Below are 25974 nucleotides of genomic sequence, written 5' to 3' on the forward strand. Positions count from 1 at the left end.
CCCTGCGCCCCGCCATGTCAAAATTCAATAACTGCTTGGGTTTGCGGCGCTGTTATCCAATAGCGCGGCGGCGTTATTGCCCGATTTCGACGTTCGAGTCGACGCTTGGTCCATGGGTGCCTGATCCCGGGCATCACCTGCCTTTCCAACCAAGGAGAACCATCATGTCGACCAGATTTATAACTGCAATCCTGACTGTGGCCGCAACCATCACGGCGCTTGCCGCCGTCCCGGCCCATGCCGGCGACAGGGATGGGGCCGTTCGGGTCATCGCCGGGGCGACGGTGCTTTACCTGACGGGCCGAATGATCGAGGACCTTGCACGGCAAGGCGTCATCGTCGACACGCGGGGCAATGAGGACCGCAGGGGCCATGGTTCGGATTGGAAGAAGAAAAAGGATCGCCGCCACGTGTTGCCGGGGAGCTGTGTCCGCCGCGTCGAGATGCGCCACAAGACGCGTCAAGTGATGCCGCGCCATTGCCTCAAGCGGAACGATGTGCGGGTAAACCGCCTTCCGGGACGCTGCGAAATCAACTGGCGTGGTCGCAACGGTCTGCGCACGGGCTATGCAGTCCATTGCCTGAAGCGCAATGGATACGAGATTGCCCGCCGTTGGTAATCAAGGGCCGGTCGCTCAGGCGATCGCCGAACAGATCGAGCAGAAGAAAGGGTCCCGTTTCGGGCCCTTTCGCGTTTCACGGGTTATGGACAGTGGCAAGGCGAGGCACTATCTCAACACAATGGCCAATAAACCGCAAAAAGCTGATCCCAATTACAAGGTAATCGCCGAGAACCGGCGCGCCCGCTTCGATTATGCGATCGAGGATGATATCGAATGCGGTATCGTGCTGATGGGCTCCGAGGTGAAATCCCTGCGCGAGAACACGTCCAACATCGCCGAAAGCTATGCGGCGGTGGAAGAGGGAGAGCTGTGGCTGGTCAACTCGTATATCGCGCCCTACGAGCGAGCCATGTTCAAGCACGAGGAACGCCGCCGCCGCAAGCTTCTGGCCTCCAGGAAAGAGCTGGCGCGGATGTGGAACGACACCCAGCGCAAAGGCATGACCCTTGTGCCGCTCGTGATGTACTTCAATCACAAGGGCATCGTGAAGCTGAAGATCGGCATCGCCAAGGGCAAGAAGAACCACGACAAGCGCGAAACCGAGGCCAAGCGTGATTGGTCCCGCCAGAAGCAGCGCCTGCTCAAGCAGGGCTGAGCCATCTGGCGCGTCCGGGGCCGCGACCCTTGCCACTTCGGCGCCTCGCGACTAAGGACTGTATGACTTTGCAACGCTTCTCACCGATGAGCAAAACCGATGGCGATGGACGATCCCAAGACGCTGGTCTCAACTGAATGGCTGGCCAGACACCTGAAAGATCCCGACCTGCGCATTCTGGATGCAAGCTGGTACATGCCGTCCATGAACCGCGATCCGAAGGCTGAGTACGAGGCCGCCCACATTCCGGGCGCGCGATTCTTCGATATCGACGAGATCAGCGATGCCCGGTCCGAGCTGCCGCATATGGCGCCGCCGGTCGAGAAGTTCATGTCGCGCATGCGGGCCATGGGCGTCGGAGACGGTCATCAGGTCGTGGTCTATGATGGCATGGGTATTTTCTCCGCCGCGCGCGTGTGGTGGACCTTCAAGCTGATGGGCAAGGATGACATCGCGGTCTTGGACGGCGGGCTGCCGAAATGGCAGTCGGAAGGCCGCGAGATCGAAGACTTGCCGCCGATGGTGCGCGACCGCCACATGACCGTGCAACGCCGCGCGCATCTGGTGCGGGACGTCACGCAGGTGTCCGCCGCGTCCAAGCTGAAGGATCACGAGATAATCGACGCCCGCAGCGCCGCCCGGTTCCGGGGCGAAGCGCCCGAGCCGCGCGAAGGCCTGCGGTCCGGCCATATTCCGGGTGCCCGGAACGTACCGTTCGATGCGGTGCTGAGCGAAAATGGCACGATGAAAGACCCCGAAGCGCTGAAAGCCGTGTTCGAGGCGGCCGGCGTGGACCTGTCGAAGCCCGCGATCACCTCCTGCGGCTCTGGCGTGACCGCAGCCATTCTCAGCCTTGCGCTCGAGCGAATCGGCAAGACCGACCATTCCCTATATGACGGGTCCTGGACCGAATGGGGTCAATTCCCCACGCTGCCCGTCGCCACCACAGAGGACTGACAGATGTTCGAATCCCTCAAGGAGCAACCCGCCGACAAGATCCTGATGCTCATGCAGGCCTACAAGGAAGACCCGCGCGAGACCAAGATCGACCTCGGCGTCGGCGTCTACAAGGACGCCAGCGGAAACACCCCGATCATGCGCGCCATCAAGGCCGCCGAAAAGCAGCTGTGGGAACAGGAGCAGACCAAGGCCTACACCGGGCTGGCGGGTGATCCGGCTTATGGCGATGCAATGGTCGCGCTTGTCTTGGGCGATGCGGTGCCGCGTGGCAATGTGTCTGCGGCGGCCACTCCGGGCGGCACCGGCGCGGTGCGGCAGGCGTTTGACCTGATCAAGATGGCGAACCCGGACGCGCGGGTGTTCGTCTCCGATCCGACATGGCCGAACCATTTGTCGATCCTCAAGCACATGCAGATCGAAACGGTGATGTACCGCTATTTCGATAACGAGACCCGCGGCGTGGATTTCGATGGCATGATGGCCGATCTCGAAGAGGCGAAGGCCGGTGATGTGGTTCTGGTGCATGGCTGCTGCCACAACCCGACGGGCGCGAACCTGAACATTTCCCAGTGGAAAGACCTTGTTGCGCTGCTCAATCGCAAAGGTCTGATCCCGATGGTGGACATCGCGTATCAGGGCTTTGGCGATGGTCTGGAAGAAGATGCGAAAGGCGTGCGCCTGATCGCGTCTTCTTGTCCCGAGGCGCTGATCGCGGCCTCCTGCTCGAAGAACTTCGGCATCTACCGCGAGCGCACTGGTCTTTTGATGACCGTGGCAAACGAGAACGGCAATCAAAGGCTCAACCAGGGCACGCTGAACTACCTCAACCGCCAGAACTATTCCTTCCCGCCCGACCACGGCGCGCGGCTGGTTACGATGGTGCTGAACGATCCGGCCCTGCGCGCGGATTGGGCGGCGGAGCTGGAAGAGGTGCGGCTTTCGATGCTGGGTCTGCGCGAGCAACTGGCAAGCGAGCTTCAACGCCTCTCCGGTTCGGACCGCTTCGGCTTCATTGCGCAGCATCGCGGCATGTTCTCCCGCTTGGGCGCGACGCCGGAGCAAGTTGAGGCGATGCGGGCGGATTCGGGGATCTACATGGTCGGCGACTCCCGCTTGAATATCGCAGGTCTGAACAAGACCACTGTTCCGATCCTCGCAAAAGCGATCCTCAACGCGGGGGTTTGATGTCCCGCCCAGGGTGCGGGGCATAGCCCCGCCCTACGGAATGTCGCGCTTGCAAAGACGGCGTCTCTCAGGGGACGCCGTTTTCTGTTGGGTGGGTGTTTTAACAACAAGGGGTCAACGAGCCACGGCGTGCTCATCTTCGAAGACACCGATCGACAGCAGCGTTTCCAGATGCGTCAAGCTCTGGAAGCGTTCGGGACTGACGAAGCCGGGGCGCGCGGCCACCCGGGGCGCATCTCGGCGGCAACGGCGAGGGAGGTATCGGTTTTGCCTGCTTTGGAAACTCCTCCAGAATAGATAGCCATCATGCGGCCACCGGGAGCGGTCCTGTGTGCTTCTTTTCTGCTAAAATATCCCGGGGGGTCGCGCGCTTGCGCGCGACGGGGGCAGCGCCCCCTCGCCCAGTCATGTCACGGGGCGTGCGTCAGGAAAGGGCGGAGCAGCGCCATCGGATGCGCGCGCAGGCTCAGGCTCATGGAGACGTAATCCTCTACCACCGCCTCGCCGGGGCTCATGACGGGCAGATACGTTTCAGGTTCAGCAATCGCCTCCCCGTCCATGTCGAGGCTGAAGAGCGGCAGGTCCGGCCCGTTGGTCAGGGCCTTCGCCTCCCAAAGGGCGGAGCGGCGGGGCAGGTCCAGCGCGGCGAAGCAGTCGGCCTCGGCCAGCCGGGTCAGCAGCTTCGGCCCCAGCCCCGCCCGCCGCCAGACATCGCGCACCGTGGTATAGCCGTTGCCGCGCGCGGCGGTGATCCAGTTCGCATCTTCCTCCGACAGCCCCTTGATCTGGCGAAAGCCGAGGCGCAGGGCGAGGCCCCCCTGGTCGTCCGGCTCCATCCGGTTGTCCCAGAAGCTGGCGTTGATGCAGATGGGCCGCACCGTCACCCCATGCGCGCGAGCGTCGCGGACGATCTGCGCCGGGGCGTAGAAGCCCATCGGCTGGGCGTTCAGCAGGGCGCAGGCGAAGATGCCGGGGTGAAAGCGTTTGATCCAGGCGGAAGCATAGACAAGCAGGGCAAAGCTCGCCGCATGGCTTTCGGGAAAACCGTAGGAGCCGAAGCCCTCGATCTGGGAAAAGCAACGGTCGGCAAAGTCCTGGTCGTAGCCGTTGTTTGCCATCCCGCGCAGGAAGCGGGTGCGAAATTCCGAGACATTGCCGTGCTTCTTGAAAGTGGCGAGGGAGCGGCGCAGTCGGTCAGCCTCTTCGGGGGAAAACCCCGCTCCGGTGATGGCGATCTGCATGGCCTGCTCCTGAAACAGGGGCACGCCGAGTGTCTTGCCCAGCACCTTGCCAAGCTCATCGGACGGAAACTGCACCACCTCCTCGCCGTTGCGGCGGCGGATGTAGGGGTGGACCATGTCGCCCTGAATGGGGCCTGGACGGATGATGGCGACCTCGATCACAAGATCATAGAAGCAGCGTGGTTTCATGCGCGGCAGGAAGTTCATCTGTGCCCGGCTTTCGACCTGAAAGACGCCAATGGTGTCGGCGCGGCAGAGCATGTCGTAGACGCGCTGCTCTTCGGGGGGGAGGGTGGCGAGGCTGTAGGAGCGCCCGTGATGCAGGGCGATGAGGTCGAAGGCCTTGCGGATACACGTGAGCATACCCAGACTGAGAACGTCGACCTTCAGGATGCCAAGGGCGTCGATGTCGTCCTTGTCCCAGCAGATCACCGTGCGCCCCTCCATGGAGGCGTTCTCGATTGGCACCAGTTCGTCGAGCCGCCCTTCGGTGATGATGAAGCCGCCCACATGCTGCGAGAGGTGCCGGGGGAAGCCGATGATCTCGCGGACGAGTTCCATGGTCAGGCGCAGCTGCCGGTCCTCGGGATCGAGGCCGATCTCGCGCAGGCGGCTGTCTTCGACCGCGTCCGTCGAGAAAAAGCCCCAGAGCTGCGACGACAGGGCCCCGATGGTGTCCTGCGACAGACCCATGGCGCGGCCGACCTCACGAATCGCGCGCTTGCCGCGGTAATGGATGACCGTGGCGCACAGGCCCGCGCGGTGACGGCCATAGCGCTCGTAGATGTGCTGGATCACTTCCTCGCGGCGTTCGTGCTCGAAGTCGACGTCGATGTCGGGCGGCTCGTCCCGGGCCTCGCTGACGAAGCGTTCGAAGACCATGGTGCCGACCTCGGGGCTGACGGAGGTGATGCCGAGGGCGAAGCAGACCACCGAGTTTGCGGCGGACCCGCGCCCCTGGCACAGGATGTCTCGGGAGCGGGCGAAGGCGACGATGTCGCGTACGGTCAGAAAGTACGGCTCGTACCGGAGTTTGGCGATCAGCGCCAGCTCATGGTTGAGCATGGTCCGGACCCGCTCTGGCGCGCCCTGCGGGTAACGCCAGTCCAGGCCCGCCAGGGCGAGGCGGGACAGCCGCTGGGAAGCGGTTTCGCCATCGGCGATCTCGGAGGGGTACTCATAGCGCAGCGAAGCAATATCGAAGGTGCACTCGGCGGCGAGCGCGGCGGCGCGGTCCACGGCGCTGGCATGGCGGCCCAGCAGGGCGCGCATGTCATCTTCCGAGCGCAGGCGCTGTTCGGCATTGGCCAGCGCACTGCGGCCAAGCTGATCGACACGGGTGCCCGTGCGTACAGCCGTCAGAACATCGGCCAGCCTTCGGCGGCGGCCATGGTGCATGCGCGGAATGGCGGTGGCGATGGTCGGCATGTCCAGCGTTCGGGCCAGGGTGGCGAGCCTGTCCAGATGCGCTTTGTCCTGCCCGGTGTAGGAAGGGGCGAGGGCAAGGAACATCTGCCCGGCAAAGCGGCGCGACAGCGGTTGCGCCCGTGTCAGCCACCCGTCCGCGCCGGATGTCGGGACCTGCGCCTCTGACGGGGGGTGCAGGATCAGGCGTAGCCCCGGAAGGGAGCCGGGCAGATCCGTGAGGCTGATGTCGCAAGCGCCCTTCTCGGCACGGAGTCGCCCTTTCGAGATCAGGCGGCACAGCAGGGCCCAGCCCTCCCGCGTCGCGGCCAGACAGGTGATCTCGATCCCTTCGCGAAAGACCAGTCTTGCGGCGGGGATGAGGCGCGGGATTGTCCCGATGTGGATTTGTGGTGGTTCGGGCGGCAAATGCGGCGGCCGGGGCGGGCCGATGGGGCCATTCCTGGCCTCGATGGTTTGCCGCTCCCTGATCTGGTGGCCAATTTCCTTTGCCTGACTGTGGGCGCGCACGATGCCGGCGACGGAGTTCACATCGGCGATGGCAATGGCCGTGACACCGAGAAGGGCGGCACGCTCCATGTACTCCTCGGGATGCGAGGCACCCCAGAGAAATGAGAAATTGGATGTGATGCAGAGTTCGGCGAACATGGTCGGGATTATATGTTCTTATTTTGTTCTTTTGGAGTCCTGTGTTTTGCGGATTTGTCAAAATCCCGGTCCGCGGGCGAAAAAGGGCCGGTGTGCCGGTTGTGTCTCTTCCGAAGGGAAGAAGATCAGGCGTGTCTGTGCGGCGCTGCCAGTGCCGTTATGCCAAGGATCAGGCCGGAGACTGTTGCGATCATGCCGGCAGCAGACACCGATGCCGTCCCGCCAATCCAGAGCGGGCCATAGCCCGCCAGGACATAACCGATCAGCGCGGACAGAGCGGCGAACAACAGGGACCACAGGACCTGATGCTCCAATCGGTTGGTCATCAATCGCGCGGCGGCGGGGGGGCAGATGAACATCGCGATGACGATGATCGACCCCACCGCATCAAAGGCTGCAACCGCAGCCAGCGCCGCCATGGCCACGATGCCGAGGCCGATCAGACCAGTGGGCAGACCAAGCGACCGGGCAAAGCCTTCGTCGAAGGTCGCCAACGCCATGGGGCGCCAGAAGAGAACGGTGGCCAGGGCGATCAAGACAAAGGCGACGATCATGCGAAACAGTTCAGGCGGCAGCAGGGCGAGCGTTCCGAGGTCCACCAGCGATTCCCAGCCGAGCGCGTCCAGCCAGATCAGGCTCTCAAGATTGCCGTACAGCGCATGCTCCACGTCCAGATGCACCGACGACGTGTCCGATTGCTCCAGAAGCAGCACGCCAGCGGCGAACATGGTGGTGAAGACGACACCCATGGCTGCGCCCGGCTCCACCTTGCCATAGCGGCGTACCGCTTCGATCAGGAGCACCGAGACCAGCGCCGCCCCCGCTGCGCCGATCATCATCGGGATCGCGGTGATCGTTCCAGTGACAAGGAAAGCCACCACGATCCCCGGCAGGACGACATGGCTTATGGCATCGCCGATCATGGCCTGCCGTCGCAGCAGCAGGAAGTTGCCGGGCAGGGCGCAGGCCATGGCAGCGAGCATCCCGATCACCATCGGGGGGAGCGAGAGGGCGACAAACTCGTATCCCATCAGCCTGCCTCCCCCGCGCGGCGGCTCAGGCGCCGATGTCGCAGGATCGCGGCGATCACCCCCCGCGATGGGGCAAACAGCATGGATAGCGTGAAAAGCGCGGTCGACATCAGCACGATGATCGGCCCCGTCGGCAGGCTTGGGGCGGTGGCCGAGAGCGCGGCGCCGACATGGCCGGACAATCCGCCGAACAGGCCCGAAAGCAGGACAACCCGCGTGGCATTGTCAGACCAGAAACGCGCGGCCGCGGCGGGGATGATCAGCAAGGCGACAATCAGGATCAGTCCGACGATCTTCAGCCCCACCACGGTCACGGCGAGAACCAGCGTCATCAGGGCAAGGTCGAGCCGGTGCGTATTGATCCCCTGCACCTCGGCAAAGCCTTCGTCAAAGGCGGTCAGCAGCAGTGGGCGCCGCAGCGCCCAGACCGCCGCCAGAACAAGCAGACCTCCGGCAGCGATCAGCAGCGCGTCGCTGCGAAGCATCCCGGCGGTGGAGCCGAGCAGAAAGCTGTCCAGCCCTGCCTGGCGTCCGCTTTGCATGGTCTGGATCACGGTCAGCAGCACGATACCGAAACCGAAAAACACCGACAAGACCGCGCCGATCGCCGCGTCCTCGCGCAGCCGTGTGTTGCGGGTCAGCCATCCAACGATCAACAGGCCGGCCCAGGCGGACAGCGCCGATCCAAGCATCAGGCCGGGCAAGCTGCGCCCCTCGCCGCCCAATGCGACGAGGGCCAGAAAGGCCAGCGCAAGGCCCGGAAGGGTGGCATGGCTGACGGCATCGGATACGAGAGAGCGTTTGCGGAAATAGAGAAACGCCCCGACGACCCCTGCCGCCAGCCCCAGCGCCGAGGCGCCCAGCGCCACCAGCGCGGCGTTATAGCCGAGTTGGAAGGTCAATGCCTCGAAGAGCATGTCAGACCCGAAGCTGAACGCGGCCGCCATAGGCGGCATCCAGCGATTTCTGGGTAAAGGCATCCGCCACAGGGCCTTCGGCGATGCGGTGTCGGTTGATCAAGAAGACATGGTCGAAATACTGCGCAACCGTGGTCAGATCATGGTGCACGGCCACGACGGTCCGCCCCTCGTCCCGCAGGGATTTCAGAACGGTGATGATCGCCGCTTCGGTGGCGGCATCGACCCCGGCGAAGGGCTCGTCCAACAGGTAAAGATCTGCATTCTGTGCGAGGGCACGGGCGAGGAAGACGCGCTGCTGCTGCCCGCCAGACAGCTGTCCGATCTGGCGGTTGGAAAAGGCCACCATCCCGACCCGTTCGAGGCAGGCCTGCGCGGTGGCGCGATGGGCGGGGCGCACGCGCCGGAACAGGCCGAGGTCCTGATAGAGGCCCATCAGAACAACGTCGATCACCCGCGTCGGGAAATCCCAGTCGACACTGGCGCGTTGCGGTACATAGGCGATGCGCTTGCGATTTTCACTCAGCGGTCCGTCCCAGAAGCGGGCCTGCCCGCCAAGGGGTTTGACGATGCCAAGGGCGGCTTTAAGCAGGGTCGATTTGCCCGCACCGTTGGGGCCGACAATCGCCGTCATGCTTCCCGGGACCACCGTCATGTCCACGTCCTGAACCACGGTTTCGGCATCATAGGCCACGGTCAGGCCGCGCAGCGCCAGGGGACTGTCTGCCATTACCCGGCCGTGCTGGGCGGTGTGGTAGCTCATATCGCGTGGAGACATGATCAGCCACCAGCCTTCAGTTTGCCGGACATGCCGCCTTCGGGGACATCCGCGCCGAGCGCGCCGGCGATGGTGGTCACATTGTGGTCGATCATGCCGATATAGGTGCCTTCATAGGTGCCGGGTGTGCCCATGGCATCGGAGAACAACTCGCCGCCGATGCGCACCGTCCGGCCCTGCGCCGCGGCTCCTTCGATGAGGGCGCGCATGTTGCGGTCGGACACGGAGGTTTCGACAAAGACCGCTTCGATGTCGCGCTGGACCAGTAGATCGACAAGCGCGCCGATGCGCTGCAAACCGGCTTCGGACTCGGTCGAAATGCCCTGAATGCCTTCGACGTCGAAGCTGTATTCGCGCCCGAAGTAGTTGAAGGCGTCATGGGCCGTGACAAGGATGCGCGACGCGTCGGGGACCTTGGCCAGTGTGTCCTGCGCATAGCTTTGCAAGGCATCAAGCTCGGCAAGGTAGGCATCGGCATTGGCCGCGAACGCGTCAGCATGTTCGGGACGCAGGTCTGTCAGCGCATCGCGCGTGGAGCCGACAGCATAGCGCCAGAGCGACGGCGCCATCCAGATGTGCGGATCATAGCGACCATCGTAGTCTGCGTGCGAGAGCCGAAGCTCTTCCGGCAGCGCCTCGGCCACGGCGGAGACAGGCACGCGCCGCGACAGCACATCCAGGAAGTCCTCAAGCTGAGCTTCAAGGTAAAGCCCGTTGCTCAGGACAAGATCGGCGCGGGCCATGGCGGCAATGTCGGATCGGGTCTGGCGATAGCCATGGGGATCGACGCCCGGCCCCATCAGCGCGCGCACCTCCGCCAGATCCCCGGCCACGGCGCGGGCGGCATCGGCGATCATGCCTGTTGTCGCAATGACGGACAGGGGTGCGGCGGCCAAGGCGCCGCGCGCAATCAATGGCGTTGCAAGAAGCCCGGTCAGGACGTGGCGGCGTGTCGGATACATTCAGCGCTCCCTTCGTCTGATCTATATGCGAGTGGTTCTCAAAAGGTCAATGCTTTTGCGACTTGTTCGCATGTAAAAGAGGGGCCCAGAGACTCTTTGTCCGATTCCAGGCGGGCTGCGGCACAAACGGGCCGTTGCGGAATGCTTGAAATCCGCCGGTCGCGCGGTCACTCTGCGCAGGATCTGAATGCCGTCACGGGGAGGACCGGATGAGCACATCCCAAAAGGCCGTCAGAGGGACCGAAAATGTCCACCTGCCGCAACTGCACGAAGCGCGAAATCCGGGCATGGCTCTGGACATGGATTGGGTCATGCGCGCCCGGGCGAACCGCTCGGCCATTGAGCGCCGCGCGGCAACCTTGCCGGGGCGGCGCAGCGTCAAGAAAGACTATCAGGCCGCTTGGCTGGCCCGGGCGGTGTCCTGCATCGACCTGACCACCCTGTCCGGCGACGACACGGTGGGCCGGGTCGCGCGGCTCTGCGCCAAGGCGCGACAGCCGGTCCGCGCCGATCTTCTGGACGCTCTGGGCCTGAACGGGCTGACCGTCGGGGCGGTCTGTGTCTATCATGACATGATCGAACCCGCTGTTGCGGCGCTGGACGGCTCCGGCATTCCGGTCGCCGCCGTTTCCACGGGGTTTCCGGCGGGGCTGTCGCCGATGCACCTGCGAATTGCCGAGATCGAGGAAAGCGTGAAGGCCGGAGCCGCCGAGATCGACATCGTCATCTCGCGGCGCAAGGTGCTGAGCGGTGACTGGCGGGGCCTCTTTGACGAAATGCGCGCCTTCCGCGAGGCCTGCGGCGAGGCACATGTAAAAGCGATCCTTGCCACCGGCGAGCTTGGCACGTTGCAGAACGTCGCGCGCGCATCGCTCGTCTGCATGATGGCGGGAGCGGACTTCATCAAGACCTCCACCGGCAAGGAAAGCGTGAACGCCACGCTGCCGGTCAGCCTTGTGATGATCCGGGCGATCCGTGACTATCATCAACGCACCGGCTACCGCGTCGGTTACAAACCTGCGGGCGGGATCTCCAAGGCCAAGGACTCGCTGAATTATCTCGCTCTGATCAAGGAGGAGCTCGGCGACCGCTGGCTGCGGCCGGACCTGTTCCGCTTTGGCGCGTCCAGCCTGCTTGGCGACATCGAACGCCAGCTTGAGCACCATGTGACAGGGAACTATTCCGCCAACTGGCGTCACGCGATGGGCTGAGGATGGGCCTTTTGAACAGCTTTACCAGGAAGACGCCGGAGGCGGTGCGATGCAGATGAGCCCGTTTTACAGCCTGTTCGGCGTGTTTCTCATGCTTTGGATGGGCGCGCTCCACTGGCGCCGCAAGCGCATCCGCAAGGCGATGCGCGACCTGCCCACGCGTTTGCAGCGCCTTCTTGGACCCGAACCGGACTTTGCGCCGCCGCCCGATAAACTCCCCGAGGGGCTCAACTCTTATGCCAGCCTGCACCGCCGCACCGGCCGGATCCAGCGCGGCCTCTGGGGCGTGGCGCTGCTCTGGCTGGCCTATATTCTCTTCCTCTTTGTGAGAAAGCAGTACCTATGACCGTTAAGGACATCTTCGAAACCATGGACTATGGCCCCGCCCCCGAGAGCGCCGGTGATGCGCTGGCTTGGATCACCGATCAAGGCGCGCGATTCGGCTGTTTCATCGACGGCAGTTTCACCAAGCCCGGCGATGTGTTCGAGAGCCGTAACCCGGCAACCGGCGAGGTGCTGGCCGAGATCACGCAGGCATCACAAGCGGATGTCGATGCGGCCGTGCAAGCCGCGCGCAAGGCGCAGCCCGACTGGGAGGCGCTGGGCGGCAAGGGGCGCGCGCGCCACCTCTATGCGCTGGCGCGGCTGCTGCAAAAGCACGCGCGGCTGTTCGCCGTGCTTGAAACGCTCGACAATGGCAAGCCGATCCGGGAGAGCCGCGACATCGACGTACCCCTGGCGCAGCGGCATTTCTATTATCATGCCGGGATGGCGCAGTTGATGGAGGCGGAGTTGCCGGGACGACGGGCGCTGGGCGTGTGTGGCCAGGTGATCCCGTGGAATTTCCCGCTGTTGATGCTGTCGTGGAAGGTCGCGCCTGCGCTGGCGATGGGCAATACCGTGGTGCTCAAGCCCGCTGAGTGGACCTCCCTCACGGCGCTTTTGTTCGCGGACATCTGCCGTCAAGCGGGCCTGCCGAAGGGCGTCGTGAACATCGTCACGGGCGACGGCGCCGTCGGCGAAAGGGTTGTGGCGTCGGACGTGAACAAGGTCGCGTTCACCGGCTCGACCGAGGTTGGCCGCAAGATCCGGGCCGCCACAGCAGGCAGCGGCAAGGCGTTGACGCTCGAACTCGGGGGCAAGTCGCCGTACATCGTCTTTGAAGATGCGGATATCGACTCGGCGGTCGAAGGTCTGGTTGATGCCATCTGGTTCAATGGTGGGCAGGTTTGCTGCGCCGGCTCGCGTCTGCTGGTGCAGGAGGGGATCGCCCAGACAGTCCATGACCGCCTGATCGCGCGCATGGACAAGCTCCGCATCGGCGATCCGCTCGACAAATGCATCGATGTCGGCGCCATCGTTGATCCCGAGCAGCGCGCGCGTATCGCCGCCCTGGTCGCGGGCAGCGATGGAACGGTGCATCAATGCAGTGGTACGCCGGAGGGGTGTTTCTATCCGCCGACGCTGATCTCGGGGCTGTCCTCCGCCTCACCGCTGATGCAGGAGGAGATCTTTGGGCCGGTACTGGTCTCTTCGACCTTCCGAACCCCATCCGAGGCGGTGGAGATCGCCAACAACACCCGCTATGGCCTTGCTGCTTCGGTCTGGTCGGAAAACATCAACACAGCGCTCGACATCGCGCCCAAGTTGGCCGCGGGCGTGGTTTGGGTCAACGGAGCCAACCTGCTCGACGCGGCGGCGGGCTTTGGCGGCGTGCGCGAGAGCGGTTTTGGCCGGGAAGGCGGCTGGGAAGGGCTCGCGGCCTACACCTGTGCTGACAACGCCGGGCAGACCCTGAAGCGGCTTGCGCCGTTCACCGGCGAAGACAGCGAGCCGCAATCGGTGGATCGCACCGCCAAGCTCTACATCGGCGGCAAGCAGGCGCGGCCAGACAGCGGCTATGCCCGCAATGTCTATGACAAGAAAGGCAAGCTGATCGGGCAGGCGCCGATTGCCAGCCGCAAGGACATCCGCAACGCGGTCGAAGCGGCCCGCGCCGCCTCCGGCTGGACCAATGCGACGGCGCATCTGCGGGCCCAGGTGCTTTATTATATCGCCGAAAACCTGGCGGCCCGGGGCAGCGACTTTGCGGCCCGGATCGACCGCCTGACCGGCGGCAAGACCGGCACGAAAGAAGTGGAGGCTTCGGTCGACCGTCTGTTCACCTACGCCGCATGGGCTGACAAGTTCGACGGCGACGTGCGCAGCGTGCCGATGCGCGGCGTGGCGCTTGCCATGCGCGAGGCCTGCGGCGTGATCGGGGTGCTTTGCCCCGACGAGCATCCGCTGCTGGGGCTTGTCTCTGCGATGGCACCGGCAATAGCCATGGGCAATCGCGTGGTTCTGGTGGCGTCGGAGCCTTTCCCGCTGGTCGCCGCGGATTTCTATCAGGTTCTCGACACCTCTGATGTGCCGGGCGGCGTGGTCAATATCCTGACCGGGACGCACCGGGATCTGGCCCCGACGCTGGCCTCTCATGCGGACGTGGAGGCGGTCTGGTCCTTTTCGTCCTCCGATGTCTCGGCTGAGATCGAAACCGGCGCGGCGGGCAACCTCAAACGCACCTGGGTCAACAACGGCAAGGGGCGCGACTGGATGACGCCGCAGGGCGAAGGCCGGGCATTCCTTGATGCCGCAACAGAGGTCAAGACCGTCTGGGTGCCCTATGGCGCATGAGCGTCGGCGGAAATGCCCGCCATCCGATCATGCCGCGCTGCCGCAACATTGAGATTGCGCCGCAAGGGTGTTATCTTCATAGGTGCCCGGCGCCGGGGTGTTATATGCGGCGCGGTTGTTGAAGGAGGACATTGTCCTGACTCCGAATGCAGGTGCGGCTGATACCGCGAATGCCGGAGCCGCAATGAACGCGGCTGCCCGGCTCGAAGTGACCAGCGAAGACGTGCTGGCCTCGGTCATGCAAAGTCTCGATGAAAACAAGGCCGAAGAGGTCGTGCAGATTGATCTGCGCGGCAAGACATCCGTGTGTGATTACATGGTGATCTGCTCCGGCCGTTCGTCGCGACAAGTGACAGCAATCGCTGAGAAAATCCTTGAAGCCTTGAAGGCTGACTGCGGTGTTCTTGCCAAGATCGAAGGCAAGGAAACCGGGGACTGGGTGCTGATCGACAGCGGTGATGTTCTGGTTCACATCTTCCGTCCGGAAGTGCGCGAGTTCTACCAGCTCGAGAAGATGTGGGTTCCGATGGCAAGCGGGGCTGCGCCGACCGGCGCCTGAAGCCTCGCCATGCGCATCCACCTATGCGTGGTGGGCCGCCTCCGGGCGGGCCCCGAACGTACGCTGATCGACGACTATATCAAACGATTCGACAGAACCGGGCGGGCGCTGAGCCTCGGCCCGGTTTCTGTGCATGAGGTCGACGAACGGAAGGGCGGCGGCATGGCCGGAGAGGCCGATCTGCTGCGCCGCGCCATTCCGTCCGGGGCCAAACTCTGTTGCCTGGACGAGCGTGGCACGCTGATGTCATCGCCGCAGTTCTCCGATTGGATGGGCCGGGTCCGCGACGATGGCGCGGGCGATCTGGCCTTTGTCATTGGCGGGGCGGACGGCATTGATCCGGGCCTGCGGGCGGAGGCGAACCTGAGCCTGTCTTTCGGGCAAATGGTCTGGCCGCATATGATGGTGCGTGTGATGCTCACGGAGCAACTGTATCGCGCCGCCTCGATCATGGCGGGCAGCCCGTATCATCGCGTCTGACGCGCTCGGATTTATCGGATGATCGGGTCAATCGGCCGAGCGGCAAAGCCGATGCGGGCCTCCAGGGCGCGCGCCACTTGCAGCAACCGGCCCTCGCCGCGCGGTTGGCCAATGAGCTGCACCCCGACGGGCAGGCCGCTCTCGGTAAAGCCCAGAGGCAGCGACAGCGCCGGCAAACCGCAGAGCGTGGCCGGAAAGGCAAAAGCCAGCCAGGACAGGTAATCCCGGCTTGGCACCCCGGCGACCTCGGTCGGGTATTCGATCTCCTGCGGCAGCGGTGGCACTCCGGACACCGGGCAGGCCAGGACGTCATAGGCGCCCAGGAACCCGCGCATTTCGGCAAACAGCCGCGCCCGCGTGGTCATGGCCTGCGCCACGTCCTCGGTGGTCAGCGACGCGCCATCGGCGATGTTTTGTTGCAAAGCAGGCTTGTACAGGCGGGTGATGCGCTCCGGCGTCTTGCGGGCCTGTGCCCAAAAGCCAAGGGCGCGAAGCGTGCGAAAACAGTCTTCCGCGCCGCGCAGGGGAGGTTTGGCATCGAACAGCGCAACGCCGTCACCCGTGATGCGGTCGAGACCCTCGCGCAGGAGGCGCGTCATCTGGTCCGTCACTGGCGCCCATCCCCCGAGATCGGCGGAAAAGGCGATGCGGATGGCGCCCGCCGGGGCAAGACACTGGTCGAGGTAGCTTTGTTCCGGGGATGGTACGCTGAGCGGAGAGGCCGGGTCCGATCCCGCCATCATATCCAGAAAGAGCGCACAATCGGCCACGTCGCGCGCCATGGGCCCCTGTACCGGCATGGTGTCAAACGGGTCCGCGCCGCCACCTGTCACCACACCCGGCGAGGGACGCAGCCCCACGATGCCGCAGAAACTCGCCGGTGTCCGAAGGCTGCCGCCAAGATCCGAGCCGTGGCTCAGCCATGTTTCTCCCGTGGCCAGTCCCGCCGCCGCCCCGCCAGAGGAGCCGCCCGCGTTCATCCGCGTGTCCCAGGGATTCAGCGTCGCGCCAAAGACCGGATTGAAGGTATTGGCCCCTGCGCCCATCTCCGGGGTGTTTGTCTTGCCAATGACGACCGCGCCGCGCGCTTCGAGCCGCAGCACCAGCGGATCAGAGGCCTCGGGGATGAAATCCGCCAGCGCGGGCGTGCCCCAGGTGGTGCGCACACCTGCGACCGGGGTCAGATCCTTGATCCCGATCGGGAGGCCCGCCAAAGGGCTGTCGCGATCGGCATTTTGCGCCGCGCTCAGGGCGCGTTCGGCGCAGGTAGTGACCATGGCATTGATCGCGGGGCCAGTCTGCGCGATCCGCGCAAGGCTCGCCTCGACAAGCTCGACCGGCGTCACCTCGCCCGACTTCAGCGCGTCAACGGCCTGCCGCGCGGTCAGGCGGGACAGTTCGGGGCCGGAGAAGTCAGGACGGTCGGCCTCAGGCTCCGGCTTCATCGGGACCTGCGCAAAACAGCTCGTACAGCAGGCCGATCACCCGGCTCGTGTTTTCGTTGGCGAGGGAATAGTAGATCGTCTTGCCCTCCCGCCGCGTCACGGCCAGCCCCTCTTCGCGCAGCCGTGCGAGCATCTGGCTTACGGCCGCCTGACGAATGCCAAGCAACTCTTCAAGCTCGCCCACGGATTTTTCGCCGGAGCCGAGGTGACAAAGGATCATCAAGCGTCCCTCGTGCGCGAGGGTCTTGAGAAAGGCAGCCGCATTTGCGGCGTTCGCCGCCATTTCGCTTGGCGGGGCAGGAGGGGTCTGAACGGTCACGGCTCTATCTCGGATTTAAAGTTTGCGCCGTTATACCAGTGCGATTCGAAAAAGGCGAGATCACGGATCGCTGGCGGGCGCGCCACCCTGGAAACTGTTGCCGTCCGCATAATTGCAGGGCGCATCCTGCATTTGCAGGTGCAGATCTCTGCCGGTGTAGGAATGCGCGCGGGCCAGGGCCTCATCGACGTCGATGCCGAGGCCGGGCCCCTGCGGCGCGCGGACGAAGCCGTCTTCGACGCGGATGCTGCCCTTGATCAGGCGATCATGAAACGGCGTCTCGATGGTTTCCGCGAGCAACAGGTTCGGGATCGCCGTGGCAAGCTGAATGTTGGCGGCCCACTCGATCGGCCCGGCGTAGAGATGCGGTGCAATCTCGGCATTGAAACTCTCTGCGAGGACCGCCAGCTTGCGGCACTCCCAGAGGCCTCCGGCCCGGCCAAGCGCCGGTTGCAGGATCTTTGCGCCCCCGCTGCGCAGGACCGTGGCAAACTCGGATCGCGTGGTCAGACGCTCGCCGGTCGCGACGGGAATGCGCACGGCGCTGGCGACCTGCGCATATTCCAGCAGATTGTCCGGCGGGACCGGCTCTTCGAACCACAGCGGATTGTAAGGCTCCAATGCCTGCCCGAGCCGGATCGCGCCGGCCGTGGTGAACTGACCGTGGGTGCCAAACAGCAGGTCAGCCTTGTCGCCAACCGCGTCGCGCACCGCTTTGCAAAAGGCCACGGACTGGCTGATGTCGGACATCGCTGGCTGGTGGCCGCCGTGCATGGTATAGGGACCGGCGGGGTCAAACTTGACAGCCGTATAGCCGCGCGCGACGCAATCGGCGGCGGCCTCTCCGGCCTGCTCTGCGCTCGTCCAGAAGTCCGTCAGATTATGCCGCGGCAGCGGATAGAGGTAGGTATAGGCGCGGATGCGTTCGTTCATCATCCCGCCAAGCAGCGCCCAGACGGGTCGGTCGCGATGCTTGCCCAGGATATCCCAGCAGGCGATTTCCAGCCCCGAAAAAGCGCCCATGACCGTCAGATCGGGGCGCTGGGTAAACCCTGAAGAATAGGTTCGGCGAAAGGCACGCTCGATGTTCTCCGGGTTTTCCCCCTCAAGGTACCGCATGAAAACATCCGCGATGACCGCTTTCATGGCCTTGGGGCCGACCGAAGCCCCATAGCATTCGCCCCAGCCGGTGATGCCACAGGCCGTCGTCAGCTTGACCAGGATCCAGTACCGCCCCCCCCACCCGGGATGCGGCGGCGCGGTGACGATGATATCGAGATCCTGCAGTTTCATGGACGTTCCTCTTGATGGTGTTTCGCCCGGCTTGCGCCGGACGACCGGCTGGGGGCGCTGCCCCCAGACCCCCGGGATATTTCAGGACCAGTGAAAACGGGGCCTATTGATTGAAGAGAATGACGTTGCGCCGAGCCTTCCCTGACTTTGTGTCGGCAATGGCCGCGTTGATCTGATCGAGGGTCCAGCGATTCGAGACCAATTCGTCGAGTTTCAGACGCCCTTGCCGATAGAGGTCGGCCATCCACGGGATATCGCGCTGGATTACCACGTCACCCATTTTCGAGCCGATCATCTGTTGTCCCATGAAGGCTTGCACGACCGGTTCGTAGTCCGCCATCGCTCCGGAATGCGGCATGCCGACCATGATCATGCGCCCGCCCCAGCCCATATAGCGCAGGGCGTCATTGTAGGCGGGAATGGCCCCAACGGTGACCGCGACCAGATCAGCCCCGCGCCCAAGCGCCTTGAACGCCTGTTTCCATGGTGATTTCGAGGTTGCGAGTATGCCGTGCGTGGCTCCGAAATCCATGGCGTCGTCGAGTTTTTCCGCGCTCATGTCCACGGCGACGATGCGGCGGGCGCCCGCGATGCGCGCGCCCTGAATGGCATTGAGGCCGACACCCCCGGCGCCGATCACGACCACATCTTCGCCGGGACGCAGGCGGCCCGCGTTGATCACGGCACCGATGCCGGTGATGACACCGCAGGCGAGCAAGGCGATGCTCTCGGGTGGCATGTCATCTGGCATTTTGACGATCTGGCTGGGATCGACGATCACCCGCTCCGCGAAGGCGCCGCAGTTCATGGATTTGACCACGGGCGTGCCATCGGCGCGGGACAAGGGCGAGGCCCCGCCTGCCTGGCTTTCGCAGATCACCGGGCGGCCGGTCACGCAATTGCCGCAGGTGCCGCAGCTTTTGATCAGGGTGACAACCACGCGGTCGCCGGTCGCAAAGCCCGCTACACCGTCGCCGACAGCCGTGACACGCCCGGCGGCTTCGTGGCCATAGACGGCGGGCAGATCGCCGCCCCACGCGCCCTCCGCGTAGGAGATGTCGGAGTGGCAGATGGCGACGGCTTCAAGCGTGACCTCCACTTCGCCGACACCCGGCGCGCGCAGGATCAGATCCTCGATTGCCAGCGGTTTGCCGAATTCCGTGCAGACGGCTGCCTTTATTGTGGTCATCTCGCCCTCATCTCCCTGTTGTTCCGGGCAAGGGTGCGACGGGTATGGCAGCGGTGCAAGCGGGAATGCTTCGTGTGACGTGGCGGTGTTCGGTCAGCCGCGCACGGCATCGACAAAGGCGCGGGCCTCTGGCGCGGCGGTTCCGGTTTGCTGTGCTGTGTCGAAGACGCCCGACGGCAGGTCGGGATAGGCCGCACGGGCGATCTCTTCCAGCGGTCGCCCGGTTTCCCGGGCCTCCTTGCACAGCGTTTTTGTCGCGGCCTGCGCCTCGGGGCGGGGCATCTGTCTTGCCAGAGCAAAGGAAAGCGCCTCGGCAAGGACCAGCCCGCCGGTGCTGTCGAGTGTTGCCTGCATGGAGTCCGTGTTTGGCCGGATCGTTTGTGCCAGGCTCGCCGTGTGGGTCAGCGATGCGGTGGCCGTCAGGACCAGCTGTGGAAGGGTCAGCCATTCGGTGAACCACGCGGCGCCATCGCGTTGCTGGCTGTGCACTGCGGCGCCCTGCAGCGTCGCGTTCAGCCCCTGGGCATGGGCGGCAAGCGCTTTGAGCACCGACGGTGCCACGGGGTTTTGTTTTTGCGGCATGGTCGATGATGCGCCGGTGCCGCCCAGGATCACCTCGCCGATGCCCGATTGCGTGGCGAGGATCAGGTCTTGGCCCATCTTGCCGCAGGCCAGCGCCGCACGCGTCATCCAGTCCGCGATGCGCAGGATTGGGGTGCGATCCGTGTGCCAGCTGTGGCCGGGATCATTGAGGCCAAGCTTTTCCGCCAGATCCCGGCGCAATGCCGCCGGATCATCCCCGAGTACAGAGGCCGTCCCCGCCGCACCGGAGAGCGACACCAAAAGGCAACTCTCCCGCAGCTCGGGCAGGGCCTTGCGCAGGGTAAGCAGCGGCCAGCCCCATTGCGCCACCTGTGCGCCGAAGCTGGTCGGTGTGGCGTGTTGACCGTAGGTGCGGGCGGTCATGGGCGTTTGCGCATGTGCGTCAGCGAGGGTGGCTAGGTCTTTCAGGATCGCGTCCAGATGCGTTTCCGCATGGCTCAAGGCTTGCCGCAGGCGCAGCATCAGGGCGGTGTCCTGAATGTCCTGCGAGGTTGCGCCCCAATGCAGATATTGCGCATGTTCCGGCGCCTGCATCAGATCGCGAAACGCGGCGACGAGGGCAGGGGTGCTGACGCCGTTCTCGCCGGTGGCGCTGGCCAGACCGCCGGGGTCGATCTGCAATTCCAGACTGGCGCGGTGAATGGCGGCGGCGGAGATTTCCGGGATGACGCCATGGGCCCCCTGAACCTTCGCCAGCGTCCCTTCGACCAGCATCATGGCGCGCACCTCGGCACTGTCCGAGAACAGGCGGGCTGTCTCTCCTGTCGGGAAAAGCGTGTGCAAATGGGCGCTGTCGAAGGGGGATGCGGGCATGGTGGTCCTCGTCTGATTGCGCCGCGTCTAGGCTTTTGCGGCGAGACTGTCGAGCAGGTCGGCCAGGGCCTCGGGCGCGGAGAAGAACGGCGAATGCGACGTGGGCAGCGCATGGACGTCCGCCGCTGGCAATTGCGCCGCCATCCGGTCCTGCAACTCGGGTGGAATGGCCCGGTCGTCTCGGCACACAATGTAACTGCGTGGCGGGGCGACATGGGCATGATCTGGCAGGGCGGTCTCCATCGGCGCGATGGGCTGCGGACAGAGATTCTGCAACGCGAAGGCGACGGTCTCGGGCGGGCAATCGTGATAGAACAGGGCCGGTGCCATGTCCGGATCGAAGCCCATGGTGACACGGTTATCGTTGATCCGGATGGCCGGAACAAGCGGTTGCCGGTCGGCCAGCCGTCGCATGTCGGCCAAGGTCAGATCCGGCCACGGGGTATAGGCGCACAGATAGACCAGCCGCCTGATGCGATCCGGCGCGAGCTGCGCGGCACGGCTGATCGGATAGCCGCCCATGGAGTGGCCGACGAGGATGGTATCCGGTTGCAAGGCCGCAACGATGGCCTCGGCATAGGTGTCGAGCGATACGCCTGTGGCGGGTGTAGGGTCCGCCCCGTGGGCGGGCAGATCGAGCGCAGAGGCCTCATGGCCCATCGCGGTCAGCGCGGGGAGCACATCACGCCATGCCCAGGCGCCATGACAGGCGCCGTGAATCAACAGGAATGTCGCCATGGGGTCAGACGGCGCCCTGCGCCTTGAGGAACTCGGTCAGGATGGCGGCGTATTCGGCGGGTTTTTCCACGCAGGGCAGATGGCCCGCGCCCTGAATGAGCTTTGTCTCCGAGCCGGGAATCAGACCGAGCGTCTCGCGCACGAGATCCGGCGGCGTCGAGCCGTCTTCGCTTCCGGCAATGCCAAGCGCCGGCAGGCGCAGGCTTGCCGTCGTCGTGTAGAAATCCGTTCCGGCGATGGCCGCGCCACAGCCCATCCAGCCCGCAGCGGGGGTGCGCAGGAACATATTGCGCCACGCGTGAAAGTCCGCCGTGGTGTGGAAGGGGCGGGCGAACCAGCGCTGCATGGTGCCATCCACGACCGAGGTCAAACCGCCAGCAGCCACCGCGTCAATACGCTCCTGCCACATGTCGCGGGTGCCGATCTTGGCCCCGGTGTTGGACAGGACGACGGCTCGGACAAGATCGAGCCGCTTGGTCGCGAGACCCTGCGCGATCATCCCGCCGATCGACAGGCCGACAAAGATGGCATTGCTGAAACCGAGCCGGTCCATCAACCCTTCGGTGTCCGCGATCAGCTGACCCATCGTGTAGGGACCGGAGGGGCAATCCGACAAACCATGGCCGCGCTTGTCGAAGCGCAGGATTCGCAGGCCATCCGGTAAAAGCGGCATGATCGGGTCCCAAAGCCGGTAATCGGTGCCAAGCGAATTGGCGAAGACCACGGGTACGCCATCCTCTGGCCCGTCGATGCGGTACTGCAGGTGAAGCCCGTCGAGATTGGCCATGTGCATTGTGTGTCCTCCCATGCTTTTGCGCAGGGTAGCGCCGGATGCGGAGGGCGGGAAGAGGGGCCGACGAAAAAGGGCGGGGTATAACCCCGCCCTACGGACCGTTCCGATTGCAGGCCAGGGGCCCGCGCAGGGATCAGGCGATTTCGACCAGTTCGATATCGAAGGTCAGATCTTTTCCGGCCAGCGGGTGATTGGCGTCCAACGTCACTTCTGCCTCGGTCACCTCGGTCACGGTCACGGGCATGACCTGCCCTGTGGGCGTCTGCACCTGCAGCTGCGTGCCAACCTCAAGCGGAATATCCTCCGGGATTTCCGCGCGTGGCACAGCTTGCAGGGCCTGCGGGTTCGGCTGGCCATAGGCCTCGTCCGCCGGGATTTCGACTTTCTTCTTGTCCCCCACAGTCATTCCCGGGATCGCCTTGTCAAGGCCGGGAATGATCTGACCGGAGCCAACTTCGAATTCGAGCGGATCGCGGCCCGCGGAACTGTCAAAGGTGCTGCCGTCGGTGAGAGTGCCGGTATAATGAATGCGAACGGTGTCGCCGGATTTGACCTGCGTCATGAGTGCTCCGATATTTTGGGAAAAAGGGTCAGTGGTAAAGAGGCCGGGGCGCCCCGGGTGCTCTTGTTCCCCGACAAAGTAAGCGTTTTCTGCCGGATTTGCAAACAGGCGGCATGGCCATTGTCTGGCTGGCCGCTTTTCTTGAGTATTCTTGAAGAGAAGAAGCATGAGGGCGGCTTTTCGTGGGCCATGCGCTGTGTCAGGGTTCCCGCGAACACATAAGGGGAGGGCGTGATGCCGGTGAAGGTCTGTGTTTTCGATGCCTATGGCACGCTGTTCGATGTCGCCGCGGCGGCGCGCATCGCGTCGGAACAGCCGGGCCGGGAGACACTGGCTGCGGTCTGGCCCGCGCTTGCGGCGGATTGGCGCGCGAAACAGTTGGAATACAGCTGGCTCCGCGCGGTCACCGGGGACCATGTGCCGTTCTGGCAGGTAACCAAGGATGGCCTGGATTGGGCGATGGAGAAGGCGGGGCTTGACGATCCGGAGCTGCGCGAACTTCTGCTGGCGCTCTATTGGGAGTTGGCGGCCTACCGTGAGGTGCCGATGATGCTGGCAACGCTCAAGGCGCGGGGGCTGGACTGTGCGATTCTGTCGAATGGCAGCCCGGAGATGCTCGAAGGCGCGGTCGATCATTCCGGCATCGGACTGTATCTCGATGCGGTGCTTTCAGTCGAAAGCGTTGGCATCTTCAAGCCCGCCCGCGCGGTCTATGATATGGTCGGGGCGCGGTTCGGCTGTTCCCCTGGCGAGGTTCTGTTCGTGTCTTCAAACGGTTGGGACGCGGCCGGGGCTGCGGCCTATGGCTTCCGGACCGTCTGGGTCAACCGCTTGGACCTGCCGCAGGATCGTCTCATGGCCGCGCCGCACCATGTTCTTTCCGACCTGACCACCATTCCGGAGATTGTCTGATGCCGCGTTTCTTTGCCTCTGATGGCGTTGCCCTCCATTATCTTGACGAGGGCGAAGGGCTGCCGCTGCTGTGCCTGACCGGGTTGACCCGCGATACCCGCGATTTCGATTTCATGGCGCCGCATCTGGACGGGGTCCGCCTGATCCGTATGGATTACCGCGGGCGGGGCCAGTCGGATTGGGCCCCGCATGAGACCTACCAGATTCCTGTCGAGGGCCGCGATGCGATGGAGCTGCTCGACCATCTGGGCCTTGAAAAGGCGGCGGTTCTCGGCACGTCGCGCGGCGGGCTGATTGCCATGGTACTGGCGGCAACCGTGAAGGAGCGTCTGATCGGCGTGGCGCTCAATGACATTGGCCCGGAAATTGCCGACACCGGGTTGGAGGTGATCAAGGGCTACCTTGGCAAGCAGCCGCCGTGGCAGACCTACGAGGAGGCCGCCGCTGCCCGCGAGGCGGCGATGACCGCGTTCCGCAACCTGCCGGAGGGGCGCTGGCTCGATGAGGTGAAAATCCTCTACCGCGAGGGGGCAGACGGGCTGAAAATCACCTATGATCCCAAGCTGCGCGAGGCGGTTCTGGGCGGTGGCGCGCAACCTTCGCCAAACCTCTGGCCGTTCTTCGACGCCCTCGCCGGACTGCCGCTGTGTGCGCTGCGCGGTGCGAATTCGGACCTGCTTTCGTCCGAATGCTTTGCGGAGATGAAGCGCCGTCGCCCCGACATGATCAGCGCCGAAGTGCCGGATCGCGGTCATATCCCGTTTCTCGATGAGGCCGAATCACTGGGCGCTCTACGGCGTTGGCTCAAGATGCTGGTCTGAGCCGGGCAGTGTAGCGGCGCGGTTGACCCCGGCCCAACCGTCGCCGCGAAAACCTCCCGGAAGACCGCCCGCCCGAACACGGGCGTCGGCCCGGTGTGCCCTCCTTGGGCCTGATGGCATCCGGGCCACGACGCAGGCCGCCGCCGTTGATGGCAAGGGCCGGGCGGGGAAGCCGGGGCCGGATGATGCGGCGCAGGCCAGTGGTGACAGCCTTCTCAGCCTGTCACGAACACGCGGCTTGGGTGCAGCTCGCCGCCGCGCACGGTGCCAACGGCCACGGCCGCGCCATCAAAGGAGGCCCAGGCCTCGTCGCCGTATTCCAGATCGGAGGCGAGGATCATGCCGGGGTTGCCATTGCGCAGACGGGCCACGCCTTCTGCGGTTGCCTTGACTTCCGGCAGGTCCGCCAACCCGTCTTCGAGCGGGCGCAGAAAGCTGTCCAGCTCGGGCGTCTTGGCCATCCGGTCGATGTCCTCGATGCTGAGGCCCTCTTCGGCTTCGAATGGGCCGGACCAGACGCGCCGCAGGTGCAGGACATGGCCGTGACAGCCCAGCTGCTTGCCCAAGTCGCGGGCGATGGAGCGCACATAGCCGCCCTTGCCGCAGACCATTTCCAATTCGACGTGATCGGCATCGGGCCGGTCCGTCATGACCAGTTCATCAACGTACAACGGCCGCGCGGCCAAGTCCATTTCCTCGCCATCGCGGGCGCGTTTGTAGGCGCGCTCTCCGTCGATCTTGACCGCCGAGAACTGCGGCGGCACCTGCATGATGTCGCCGACAAAGTCGTTGAGCGCGTCCTTGATCTCCGCATCACTGGGGCGCAGATCGCTCGTCGCGATCACTTCGCCCTCGGTGTCATCGGTGTTTGTCGCCTGCCCGAGCCGGACCACAAAGCGATAGGCCTTCAAGGCGTCCGTGATGTAGGGAACCGTCTTCGTCGCCTCGCCAAGCGCGATGGCAAGCACTCCGGTGGCTTCTGGGTCGAGCGTGCCTGCATGACCGGCCTTCTTCGCGTCCAGCGCCCAGCGCACCTTGTTGACCACGGAGGTTGACGTGATACCCGCCGGTTTGTCCACCACGAGCCAGCCGGATATATCCCGTCCCTTGCGCTTGCGTGCCATGTCGTATCCTCTTGCCTGCCAAGGCGCGGGGCGTAGCAAGCGGGCCGGGGCCTGTCAATTCAGGCGTCGCC

The 25974-nt window shown here is 64.5% G+C and carries 24 protein-coding genes and 1 pseudogene; 11 read left to right on the forward strand and 14 right to left on the reverse strand.

Annotation, left to right across the window (positions count from 1 at the left end; translation table 11 throughout):
- Positions 1-164 precede the first annotated feature (164 nt).
- The 4 genes from ACN2XU_RS00395 (at position 165) to ACN2XU_RS00410 (ending at position 3363) form a co-directional block, all read left to right on the forward strand.
- Positions 165-620 (forward strand): hypothetical protein, encoded by a 456-nt coding sequence (locus tag ACN2XU_RS00395; protein WP_419408402.1) that lies wholly within the window; start codon positions 165-167, stop codon positions 618-620.
- A gap of 121 nt (positions 621-741) precedes the next feature.
- Entirely contained in the window at positions 742-1218 is a 477-nt protein-coding gene (smpB, locus tag ACN2XU_RS00400; protein ID WP_419408814.1) for an SsrA-binding protein SmpB, read from the forward strand.
- 105 nt (positions 1219-1323) lie between these two features.
- Positions 1324-2175, forward strand: coding sequence for a 3-mercaptopyruvate sulfurtransferase (gene sseA / locus ACN2XU_RS00405; protein WP_419408815.1), 852 nt, complete (start codon positions 1324-1326; stop codon positions 2173-2175).
- 3 nt (positions 2176-2178) lie between these two features.
- Positions 2179-3363 (forward strand): amino acid aminotransferase, encoded by a 1185-nt coding sequence (locus tag ACN2XU_RS00410; protein ID WP_419408403.1) that lies wholly within the window; start codon positions 2179-2181, stop codon positions 3361-3363.
- Between the two features lie 410 nt (positions 3364-3773).
- Here ACN2XU_RS00410 and ACN2XU_RS00415 read toward each other — a convergent pair whose 3' ends face one another.
- The 5 genes and pseudogenes from ACN2XU_RS00415 to ACN2XU_RS00435 form a co-directional block, all read right to left on the reverse strand.
- The gene (locus ACN2XU_RS00415) at positions 3774-6677 is read right to left on the reverse strand and encodes an error-prone DNA polymerase (protein WP_419408404.1); all 2904 of its coding nucleotides are present in this window, start codon (positions 6675-6677) and stop codon (positions 3774-3776) included.
- Positions 6678-6802: 125 nt separating this feature from the next.
- On the reverse strand, positions 6803-7708 hold the full coding sequence (locus ACN2XU_RS00420; protein ID WP_419408405.1) for a metal ABC transporter permease: 906 nt from the start codon (positions 7706-7708) through the stop codon (positions 6803-6805).
- A gap of 17 nt (positions 7709-7725) precedes the next feature.
- Positions 7726-8625: pseudogene (locus ACN2XU_RS00425) on the reverse strand (metal ABC transporter permease); the annotation flags it as partial.
- 1 nt (position 8626) lies between these two features.
- Complete coding sequence (locus tag ACN2XU_RS00430) at positions 8627-9355, reverse strand: metal ABC transporter ATP-binding protein (RefSeq protein WP_419408406.1); 729 nt, start codon at positions 9353-9355, stop codon at positions 8627-8629.
- A gap of 50 nt (positions 9356-9405) precedes the next feature.
- Complete coding sequence (locus ACN2XU_RS00435; RefSeq protein WP_419408407.1) at positions 9406-10365, reverse strand: metal ABC transporter solute-binding protein, Zn/Mn family; 960 nt, start codon at positions 10363-10365, stop codon at positions 9406-9408.
- Positions 10366-10574: 209 nt separating this feature from the next.
- Between ACN2XU_RS00435 and deoC the strand changes: the two genes are divergently transcribed.
- From deoC to rlmH, 5 genes are all read left to right on the forward strand, one after another.
- Positions 10575-11576 carry a deoxyribose-phosphate aldolase gene (deoC, locus tag ACN2XU_RS00440; RefSeq protein ID WP_419408408.1) on the forward strand — a complete coding sequence of 334 codons (1002 nt, stop codon included), beginning with the start codon at positions 10575-10577 and terminating at the stop codon, positions 11574-11576.
- A gap of 49 nt (positions 11577-11625) precedes the next feature.
- Positions 11626-11922 (forward strand): hypothetical protein, encoded by a 297-nt coding sequence (locus ACN2XU_RS00445; protein WP_419408409.1) that lies wholly within the window; start codon positions 11626-11628, stop codon positions 11920-11922.
- Positions 11919-14252 (forward strand): aldehyde dehydrogenase family protein, encoded by a 2334-nt coding sequence (locus ACN2XU_RS00450; RefSeq protein WP_419408410.1) that lies wholly within the window; start codon positions 11919-11921, stop codon positions 14250-14252. Before ACN2XU_RS00445 ends, ACN2XU_RS00450 begins: the two co-directional genes overlap by 4 nt.
- Positions 14253-14436: 184 nt before the next feature.
- Positions 14437-14811 (forward strand): ribosome silencing factor, encoded by a 375-nt coding sequence (rsfS, locus tag ACN2XU_RS00455; RefSeq protein WP_419408411.1) that lies wholly within the window; start codon positions 14437-14439, stop codon positions 14809-14811.
- 9 nt (positions 14812-14820) lie between these two features.
- Positions 14821-15291, forward strand: coding sequence for a 23S rRNA (pseudouridine(1915)-N(3))-methyltransferase RlmH (rlmH, locus tag ACN2XU_RS00460; protein WP_419408412.1), 471 nt, complete (start codon positions 14821-14823; stop codon positions 15289-15291).
- Positions 15292-15302: 11 nt separating this feature from the next.
- Here the strand turns inward: rlmH and ACN2XU_RS00465 are convergent, their stop codons facing one another.
- The 8 genes from ACN2XU_RS00465 to ACN2XU_RS00500 form a co-directional block, all read right to left on the reverse strand.
- Positions 15303-16736: an amidase gene (locus ACN2XU_RS00465; protein WP_419408413.1), complete on the reverse strand. Its 1434-nt coding sequence runs from the start codon at positions 16734-16736 to the stop codon at positions 15303-15305.
- The gene (locus ACN2XU_RS00470; protein ID WP_419408816.1) at positions 16720-17019 is read right to left on the reverse strand and encodes an ArsR/SmtB family transcription factor; all 300 of its coding nucleotides are present in this window, start codon (positions 17017-17019) and stop codon (positions 16720-16722) included. The genes ACN2XU_RS00465 and ACN2XU_RS00470 overlap by 17 nt, the downstream gene beginning before the upstream one ends.
- Before the next feature lie 96 nt (positions 17020-17115).
- Entirely contained in the window at positions 17116-18348 is a 1233-nt protein-coding gene (locus ACN2XU_RS00475; RefSeq protein WP_419408414.1) for a mandelate racemase/muconate lactonizing enzyme family protein, read from the reverse strand.
- A gap of 103 nt (positions 18349-18451) precedes the next feature.
- Positions 18452-19537: a Zn-dependent alcohol dehydrogenase gene (locus ACN2XU_RS00480; RefSeq protein WP_419408415.1), complete on the reverse strand. Its 1086-nt coding sequence runs from the start codon at positions 19535-19537 to the stop codon at positions 18452-18454.
- Between the two features lie 93 nt (positions 19538-19630).
- On the reverse strand, positions 19631-20953 hold the full coding sequence (locus tag ACN2XU_RS00485) for a class-II fumarase/aspartase family protein (RefSeq protein ID WP_419408416.1): 1323 nt from the start codon (positions 20951-20953) through the stop codon (positions 19631-19633).
- Between the two features lie 27 nt (positions 20954-20980).
- On the reverse strand, positions 20981-21691 hold the full coding sequence (locus tag ACN2XU_RS00490) for an alpha/beta fold hydrolase (protein ID WP_419408417.1): 711 nt from the start codon (positions 21689-21691) through the stop codon (positions 20981-20983).
- 4 nt (positions 21692-21695) lie between these two features.
- Positions 21696-22484, reverse strand: coding sequence for a 3-oxoadipate enol-lactonase (gene pcaD, locus ACN2XU_RS00495; RefSeq protein ID WP_419408418.1), 789 nt, complete (start codon positions 22482-22484; stop codon positions 21696-21698).
- Positions 22485-22617: 133 nt separating this feature from the next.
- Positions 22618-23046, reverse strand: a complete 429-nt coding sequence (locus ACN2XU_RS00500) for an FKBP-type peptidyl-prolyl cis-trans isomerase (protein WP_419408419.1) — start codon at positions 23044-23046, stop codon at positions 22618-22620.
- A gap of 234 nt (positions 23047-23280) precedes the next feature.
- Here ACN2XU_RS00500 and ACN2XU_RS00505 point away from each other — a divergent pair, with 234 nt between their 5' ends.
- A complete protein-coding gene (locus ACN2XU_RS00505; RefSeq protein WP_419408420.1) occupies positions 23281-23958 on the forward strand; it encodes a haloacid dehalogenase type II in 678 nt (225 codons plus the stop codon).
- Complete coding sequence (locus ACN2XU_RS00510; RefSeq protein ID WP_419408421.1) at positions 23958-24779, forward strand: alpha/beta fold hydrolase; 822 nt, start codon at positions 23958-23960, stop codon at positions 24777-24779. Before ACN2XU_RS00505 ends, ACN2XU_RS00510 begins: the two co-directional genes overlap by 1 nt.
- Before the next feature lie 215 nt (positions 24780-24994).
- Here the strand turns inward: ACN2XU_RS00510 and truB are convergent, their stop codons facing one another.
- On the reverse strand, positions 24995-25903 hold the full coding sequence (truB, locus tag ACN2XU_RS00515) for a tRNA pseudouridine(55) synthase TruB (RefSeq protein ID WP_419408422.1): 909 nt from the start codon (positions 25901-25903) through the stop codon (positions 24995-24997).
- Positions 25904-25974 lie beyond the last annotated feature (71 nt).

The sequence above is a fragment of the Pacificoceanicola niger genome (assembly GCF_048553275.1).
In the GTDB taxonomy this organism is placed as follows: Bacteria; Pseudomonadota; Alphaproteobacteria; order Rhodobacterales; family Rhodobacteraceae; genus Pacificoceanicola.

Bases quoted from the DNA above. Each gene is read 5' to 3' on its own strand.
- ACN2XU_RS00395 (WP_419408402.1), top strand. From the start codon at position 165: ATGTCGACCAGATTTATAACTGCAATCCTGACTGTGGCCGCAACCATC.
- smpB (WP_419408814.1), top strand. From the start codon at position 742: ATGGCCAATAAACCGCAAAAAGCTGATCCCAATTACAAGGTAATCGCC.
- sseA (WP_419408815.1), top strand. From the start codon at position 1,324: ATGGACGATCCCAAGACGCTGGTCTCAACTGAATGGCTGGCCAGACAC.
- ACN2XU_RS00410 (WP_419408403.1), top strand. From the start codon at position 2,179: ATGTTCGAATCCCTCAAGGAGCAACCCGCCGACAAGATCCTGATGCTC.
- ACN2XU_RS00415 (WP_419408404.1), bottom strand. From the start codon at position 6,677: ATGTTCGCCGAACTCTGCATCACATCCAATTTCTCATTTCTCTGGGGT.
- ACN2XU_RS00420 (WP_419408405.1), bottom strand. From the start codon at position 7,708: ATGGGATACGAGTTTGTCGCCCTCTCGCTCCCCCCGATGGTGATCGGG.
- ACN2XU_RS00430 (WP_419408406.1), bottom strand. From the start codon at position 9,355: ATGGCAGACAGTCCCCTGGCGCTGCGCGGCCTGACCGTGGCCTATGAT.
- ACN2XU_RS00435 (WP_419408407.1), bottom strand. From the start codon at position 10,365: ATGTATCCGACACGCCGCCACGTCCTGACCGGGCTTCTTGCAACGCCA.
- deoC (WP_419408408.1), top strand. From the start codon at position 10,575: ATGAGCACATCCCAAAAGGCCGTCAGAGGGACCGAAAATGTCCACCTG.
- ACN2XU_RS00445 (WP_419408409.1), top strand. From the start codon at position 11,626: ATGCAGATGAGCCCGTTTTACAGCCTGTTCGGCGTGTTTCTCATGCTT.
- ACN2XU_RS00450 (WP_419408410.1), top strand. From the start codon at position 11,919: ATGACCGTTAAGGACATCTTCGAAACCATGGACTATGGCCCCGCCCCC.
- rsfS (WP_419408411.1), top strand. From the start codon at position 14,437: ATGAACGCGGCTGCCCGGCTCGAAGTGACCAGCGAAGACGTGCTGGCC.
- rlmH (WP_419408412.1), top strand. From the start codon at position 14,821: ATGCGCATCCACCTATGCGTGGTGGGCCGCCTCCGGGCGGGCCCCGAA.
- ACN2XU_RS00465 (WP_419408413.1), bottom strand. From the start codon at position 16,736: ATGAAGCCGGAGCCTGAGGCCGACCGTCCTGACTTCTCCGGCCCCGAA.
- ACN2XU_RS00470 (WP_419408816.1), bottom strand. From the start codon at position 17,019: ATGGCGGCGAACGCCGCAAATGCGGCTGCCTTTCTCAAGACCCTCGCG.
- ACN2XU_RS00475 (WP_419408414.1), bottom strand. From the start codon at position 18,348: ATGAAACTGCAGGATCTCGATATCATCGTCACCGCGCCGCCGCATCCC.
- ACN2XU_RS00480 (WP_419408415.1), bottom strand. From the start codon at position 19,537: ATGACCACAATAAAGGCAGCCGTCTGCACGGAATTCGGCAAACCGCTG.
- ACN2XU_RS00485 (WP_419408416.1), bottom strand. From the start codon at position 20,953: ATGCCCGCATCCCCCTTCGACAGCGCCCATTTGCACACGCTTTTCCCG.
- ACN2XU_RS00490 (WP_419408417.1), bottom strand. From the start codon at position 21,691: ATGGCGACATTCCTGTTGATTCACGGCGCCTGTCATGGCGCCTGGGCA.
- pcaD (WP_419408418.1), bottom strand. From the start codon at position 22,484: ATGCACATGGCCAATCTCGACGGGCTTCACCTGCAGTACCGCATCGAC.
- ACN2XU_RS00500 (WP_419408419.1), bottom strand. From the start codon at position 23,046: ATGACGCAGGTCAAATCCGGCGACACCGTTCGCATTCATTATACCGGC.
- ACN2XU_RS00505 (WP_419408420.1), top strand. From the start codon at position 23,281: ATGCCGGTGAAGGTCTGTGTTTTCGATGCCTATGGCACGCTGTTCGAT.
- ACN2XU_RS00510 (WP_419408421.1), top strand. From the start codon at position 23,958: ATGCCGCGTTTCTTTGCCTCTGATGGCGTTGCCCTCCATTATCTTGAC.
- truB (WP_419408422.1), bottom strand. From the start codon at position 25,903: ATGGCACGCAAGCGCAAGGGACGGGATATATCCGGCTGGCTCGTGGTG.